The organism is Sporomusa sp., from assembly GCF_057736855.1.
The window spans coordinates 5,704-11,244 of the sequence record NZ_JBYKYF010000023.1 but is presented as its reverse complement, the minus strand read 5'-3'; the positions used below and the strand labels follow the sequence as shown (position 1 = coordinate 11,244).

General features: G+C 39.2%; 7 protein-coding genes. All 7 read left to right on the top strand.

Features of this window, described 5'->3' with window-relative positions; translation table 11 throughout:
- Positions 1-608: aminotransferase class I/II-fold pyridoxal phosphate-dependent enzyme (locus tag AC29Z1_RS02975; RefSeq protein WP_488269968.1), on the top strand; the 608-nt coding region annotated here is incomplete at its 5' end.
- A gap of 16 nt (positions 609-624) precedes the next feature.
- Entirely contained in the window at positions 625-1,251 is a 627-nt protein-coding gene (upp, locus tag AC29Z1_RS02970; protein WP_488269967.1) for a uracil phosphoribosyltransferase, read from the top strand.
- Between the two features lie 78 nt (positions 1,252-1,329).
- Positions 1,330-1,605: a deoxycytidylate deaminase gene (locus AC29Z1_RS02965; RefSeq protein ID WP_488269966.1), complete on the top strand. Its 276-nt coding sequence runs from the start codon at positions 1,330-1,332 to the stop codon at positions 1,603-1,605.
- Between the two features lie 628 nt (positions 1,606-2,233).
- The gene (locus tag AC29Z1_RS02960; protein ID WP_488269965.1) at positions 2,234-2,599 is read left to right on the top strand and encodes a hypothetical protein; all 366 of its coding nucleotides are present in this window, start codon (positions 2,234-2,236) and stop codon (positions 2,597-2,599) included.
- A 543-nt stretch (positions 2,600-3,142) separates the two neighbouring features.
- Positions 3,143-3,532 (top strand): hypothetical protein, encoded by a 390-nt coding sequence (locus AC29Z1_RS02955; protein ID WP_488269964.1) that lies wholly within the window; start codon positions 3,143-3,145, stop codon positions 3,530-3,532.
- A gap of 31 nt (positions 3,533-3,563) precedes the next feature.
- Positions 3,564-4,010, top strand: coding sequence for a deoxycytidylate deaminase (locus tag AC29Z1_RS02950; RefSeq protein ID WP_488269963.1), 447 nt, complete (start codon positions 3,564-3,566; stop codon positions 4,008-4,010).
- A gap of 1,149 nt (positions 4,011-5,159) precedes the next feature.
- Positions 5,160-5,516 carry a putative zinc-binding protein gene (locus AC29Z1_RS02945; protein ID WP_488269962.1) on the top strand — a complete coding sequence of 119 codons (357 nt, stop codon included), beginning with the start codon at positions 5,160-5,162 and terminating at the stop codon, positions 5,514-5,516.
- Positions 5,517-5,541: the final 25 nt, after the last annotated feature.

The window sequence follows — 5,541 nt, the reverse complement described above, 5'->3', positions numbered from 1 at the left end:
ATCCTAGTCCGGTACCGCATGCGGATATTGTTACCACAACAACTCACAAAACTCTGCGCGGTCCGCGCGGCGGCATGATTCTTTGCCGTGAACAATATGCCAAGGCGATTGACAAAGCCATATTCCCAGGTATCCAGGGAGGCCCGTTAATGCATGTGATTGCTGCCAAGGCTGTTGCTTTTAAAGAAGCACTTAGCGAGGAATTTCGCTTGTATCAAGGCCAGATTATCAAAAATGCCCAAGCTTTAGCTGAACGGCTGAAACAAAATGGTTTTACCTTAGTATCAGGTGGTACTGATAACCATTTGATGCTTGTTGACCTGCGAACCCAACATATTACTGGCAAGAAGGCCGAACAACTGTTAGATGAGATTGGCGTTACTGTCAATAAAAATGCCATTCCCAACGACCCGGCCAGCCCGCTGATCACCAGTGGTATTCGTGTAGGTGTTCCTGCCGTAACTTCACGCGGCATGGTTGAAGAGGATATGGTGACAATTGGCGACATCATCACTATGACTCTGACCAAACCGGAAGATGCTGCTGTCCGGGATACAGCTCGCTCTATGGTAGCAGAGCTATGCCGCAAGTACCCTTTGTATGCTTAATTGAGGAGATGAATACATGCAAGTAAAAATAATTGACCATCCGCTGATCCAACATAAACTGTCACTTATTCGTGATGTTAATACCGGAACCAAAGATTTCCGTGAACTTCTGGAAGAAATTTCAATGCTCATGGCTTATGAACTGACACGAAATATGCCTTTGGTAGAAACTCCTGTTGAGACGCCGCTTACCACCTGCACCTGCAAAACATTGGCAGGCAAAAAGATAGGAATTATACCTATCCTGCGCGCTGGTTTAGGTATGGTAAATGGGATTGTAAAACTCATTCCGGCTGCTAAAGTTGGCCATATTGGCGTATATCGTGATCATGAAACTTTGAAACCTGTTGAGTATTTCTGCAAGTTGCCAACCGATGTAGCAGAACGTGAATTGATTGTGGTTGATCCCATGCTGGCAACTGGTGGCTCAGCGGTGGCTGCGATTGAAATGCTTAAAGCCAGAGGTGCCAAAAATATTAAATTAATGTGTTTGGTGGCGGCACCTGAAGGTATTTCTCTGATGAATGAACATCATCCAGATGTAGAAGTGTATGTTGCGGCAGTTGATAGCCATCTTAACGAACATGGGTACATTGTACCTGGTTTAGGAGATGCCGGTGACCGGATTTTTGGCACAAAGTAACCCAAAATAATGAGTCATTGTGTACCTGGGCCATGAATACACTGGTAATACACTGTTTGGCCAAGGGGGAATTTATCTATGAACGATAACCAAGGGATTGACCGACCATCCTGGGACGAGTATTTTATGAATATTACCAAGGTCGTTGCCACTCGTTCGACCTGTCTTCGCCGTCAAATTGGCGCGGTTATTGTCAAAGAGCAGCGGCTCTTAAGCACAGGGTATAACGGTGCGCCTCGCGGTTTGGCCCATTGCGGCAAGATCGGTTGTGTCCGTGCTGTCAATCAGGTGCCGTCCGGCGAACGCCAGGAATTGTGCCGCGGTCTTCATGCTGAAATCTCTATAGTTTCATAATTGTTAGTTTATTAATTTACTTTATCATTGATAGAATATAGTATTTGTCGATATATTTTATAATGTAACGATAAATATGCATTGTAACTGCATTTTAGATAAAGTAATTAATTATTAAGTAAATGGCGAAGAAAGATTGAGGAATCTTTCTTCGCCATTCTTTTTTGGGGGAATTATGAACTTAGAGTAATAGTTAACCGTAGTAGCACTACATCACCTGTTCTGGTTGTTGATAGTTCATCAGGTATGTTAATGCCCTTCGCTGATATTAACAACTAGATCTGGAATCAGCATTGGGGAATTAACACCAAGATCGCCGTAGCTAGAGATTTAATTCTATTTTTACTTGGTTACTAGAACAAGGGATGAGTCTAAATCAGCTGCTTTATTAGGATTGAGAATAGGGGAAACGCTCGGAATAAAGATATACATTGGAATGATCATGAGGATAGGCCTAGTTATGCACAAATCAAGTATAGTTCGGTAAGGGTTGTTCCGATTCAGCCTGTAATATACGTAGACAACCTTCCAGACGTAATGTATAAAGCTTACCGGACGTATGTAAACATAAACCTGTATATCGGATGCTGAGTTTCATTGAATAAATAGGGAAGTAGAATTGGGAAATTTGGATAAAATTCGTAGTATTGGTGATGGTAGTGGGAAGGAACTATATGTAGCAGGATTTTGTCTTGCTAGATATCATGATGAATGCGATACTAGAAGTAAAACATGGTCGGTGCTAGAAGTTTTTTATAACAAAAACGATTTTCATAGGTTTCTTAAAGGCTGTATTAAGTATTACGATTGGAAGTACCAAATTTGCTCAGTACGGGATTGGTTTATACGTGTCGCTAAAAAACGCAATAGCGAGGTTCAAAATGCTTTATTTCAGAGGCTTGATGTACTAACATTATTTATATTTGTGCATTCAGAAGCAAAATCATTGGATGAAGTGCCACAGAAAATATACAAGAAGTTATCGATGTACTAAAGTCAAATGCTAAACTCAAGCATAATGGCAGAATTAAAAGATTTTTTGGCTTATTTGCTAAGGAGGTATATATTGGGTGGCGGGGTATTTATTTTATTTGCAAGAAAAAGGTTTGGACGTATCCTTACCCATTCCGCCTCCGGTAAGTACAGGATAATTAAGTAAAGTTGACAAACGTTCAGTGAGTCAAATTTTTTCGCCATATTTTAGTTTAGTGTATAATCACTTTCAACCAGTTCCAAGTAAAGTTAGCGATATCGAAATTGAAGTGGACTATAAGGGCTTTCTCGGGATTGCTATCGGAAGAATTAAAACAGGATAAGCCAATAATTGCAGAAATAAAGAAACTTCGGAATTTATGCACGCAACGTATAAGTTATTGCAAAGACTTGGAAGAAAGCCGGATTCATCCTTCGAATATAATTTAGCTATACAAGCGGCTGAGAAGATAATTACGGCATCAGAATTGGGAAAAGGGGGGACGGAATTGCCACCTAATAGAGAAAAAACCTAGAAAAACTAAAGAAAGCATGCACCCAAGCTGTGAGTAACTGGAAAAAGGCCTACAAAACATCTGTAAGGCTCAATAATCAAAAGCTGAAGCCTTTAACGATTGCTCAAATCGCAAGGATTGCTGGTATTAACCCCAAGACAATTCATGTAAACCCGGATTTCAAAGAAGTAGTTCTCTATGCAGTAGCTCAAACACGTGAAATACTTGGGCTATTAACCGATCATGATTGCATTAAAAGAACATATTCCAAAGAAGAAGTTGAGAAACTTATACATATAGAGAGAAATAAAAACATACTTAATTTAGAGGAAACTCTTAAACGTCTAGTCGAGGCAGAGAGGAAAGTAGCTGCTCTACAAAAAACGGTAACAAGTTTGGATAACAATTTGCGAGTTATTCTCCAGGACAACGCAAAATGAGAATTAAACTAGTAGAAGGGACAAAATGTAGATGAAGAGAAAATCTTGGGATGAATATTTTATGGATATAGCTTTTCAAGTTGCAGGTCGGAGTACATGTACCAGAAGAAGCGTCGGTGCGGTAGTAGTAAAGGATAAGCGAATTAAGGGAACTGGTTATAACGGTAGTCCGACTGGTTTGCCACACTGTATAGACGATGGGTGTGCAATGGTTAATGGTCATTGTATTAGGTGTATACATGCGGAACCGAATGCTCTATTAGAATGTTCACCAGAAGAACGAAAAGGGGCGACGCTATATGTTACTGATCGCCCTTGTCCAGAGTGCCAGAAATTAATAATAAGTTCAGGAATAACAAGAGTTGTTTTTGCACGTGATTATGAACCATATGTTGATTGGTTTGTAATGGCTAACTGGATATCCGTTGAGCAGTTAGTAAATTATGCAAATATTCCTCTCACTAATAATAAAGAGTAGTAATTGCATACCCTTTAAGTAAGAAGTGCTTTGTATGTTACATAGAAACCTTATAGGAAAAGGCATAATTGGATGGTGTAGTAAGTATAAAAGCTGGGCATAGCTAAGCAAGTTATCCTGACAAAAGTAAAAAGAATTAAGAATAATCTAAAACAGTGCTCAAAATCTTATTCATATAGATAACATTTCTTTTGTGGTGCGATCCATAATCTGTGTTTTTTAATAATCAGCAATATGTATAAGGACATTTGGTTGTAAAAAGGCTTATTAAAATGCATGATTTTATTGATTTATAAAGAAAAGATTATTTCCTTATCCATGTGCTTATTTCTATCCGTACTCAAATTAGAGATTCAATAAGATTTTGAGGTGAGGTATTTATGTGCCATATTAAACCTCGCAGACTCAGACGAATGCAAAAAAACAATTACTAGAGTAAAACGCCCCGTTGAACTTTGGGATATGCCTGTTGAACAGCAGGAAAAATTATTAGGCGAAGTCACAAAGGCTATTATTGAGAAACCCCATAAAGCTGGGTATCCAACAATCTACGGTGACATAACCGGAGTATTGGTTATACCCTGACGGAGGCAAAGAGTATATTTCAATGTTTCCTAAAATTAGGGTTATAATAGAAACGCATGATATGCTGTGACATATCATGCGCGGTAAGCGTTGTGCGATCCGTGGGCTGAGTTTAGATGGTTCTTTCAAGCGGTAAGCGACGGTGTGACTTTAAGCATAAGTTTGCCGAAACGACAAGCTTATGCTTAAAGCGTTGTCATGAATATAAAATAATTGAAAAATGCCTCGAATAGAAATAAACGAGGTATGGGTTAGACTAAGTAAAGTAGTTAACCAAAACTAGCACTAGGCTTTTGTCATGGTGTTATTTTTTATTCTTAGCAGCAAACAATAAGTCTTATTTCAGTTGGATATAATTAGCTGATAGAAACGACGATCAAGTCTTTACCATTTGACTCATGAGCGCTGAATGGGGAACTTTATTCTATGAACACAACAATTGGATTTTTTTTTGATAAAACAGTTGTATAATGAAACTGTTTCGCGTTACAATCAATTTGGCAATACATGGAACTTAGGTATTTTTAAATATAATACGGAGGTGGATGTGTATGGGGTGTCGAGATGAAGGCCAGAAAAATACTCGAATTCTTTTTACTTGTTCCGGATGCTGTACAGAAGGAACTAAGTGATAAGATCGGTCGCCAACTTCGTAAGGAAAACTACGCCAGGTGCGGGGCTAGTTGTTTAGCCGGGATCAGTGCGGGATATCCACGATTTACAAACGCAGCAAAGGAAGCTACTGAAGTAGTTGCCATTGATGGTTGTGCAATGACTTGTGCTAAGAGAACTCTTGAAAAAGCTGGGATAACTCCAATCTCCTATGTACTTACTGCAATGGGGTTGACCGAAAGCAGCAATCAAGAAGAATTTATAACAAACATCTGCAACAGATTAAAGCAGAACGCAATAAAAGATTGATTGAGTAAAAACAAAGATTGAAGCG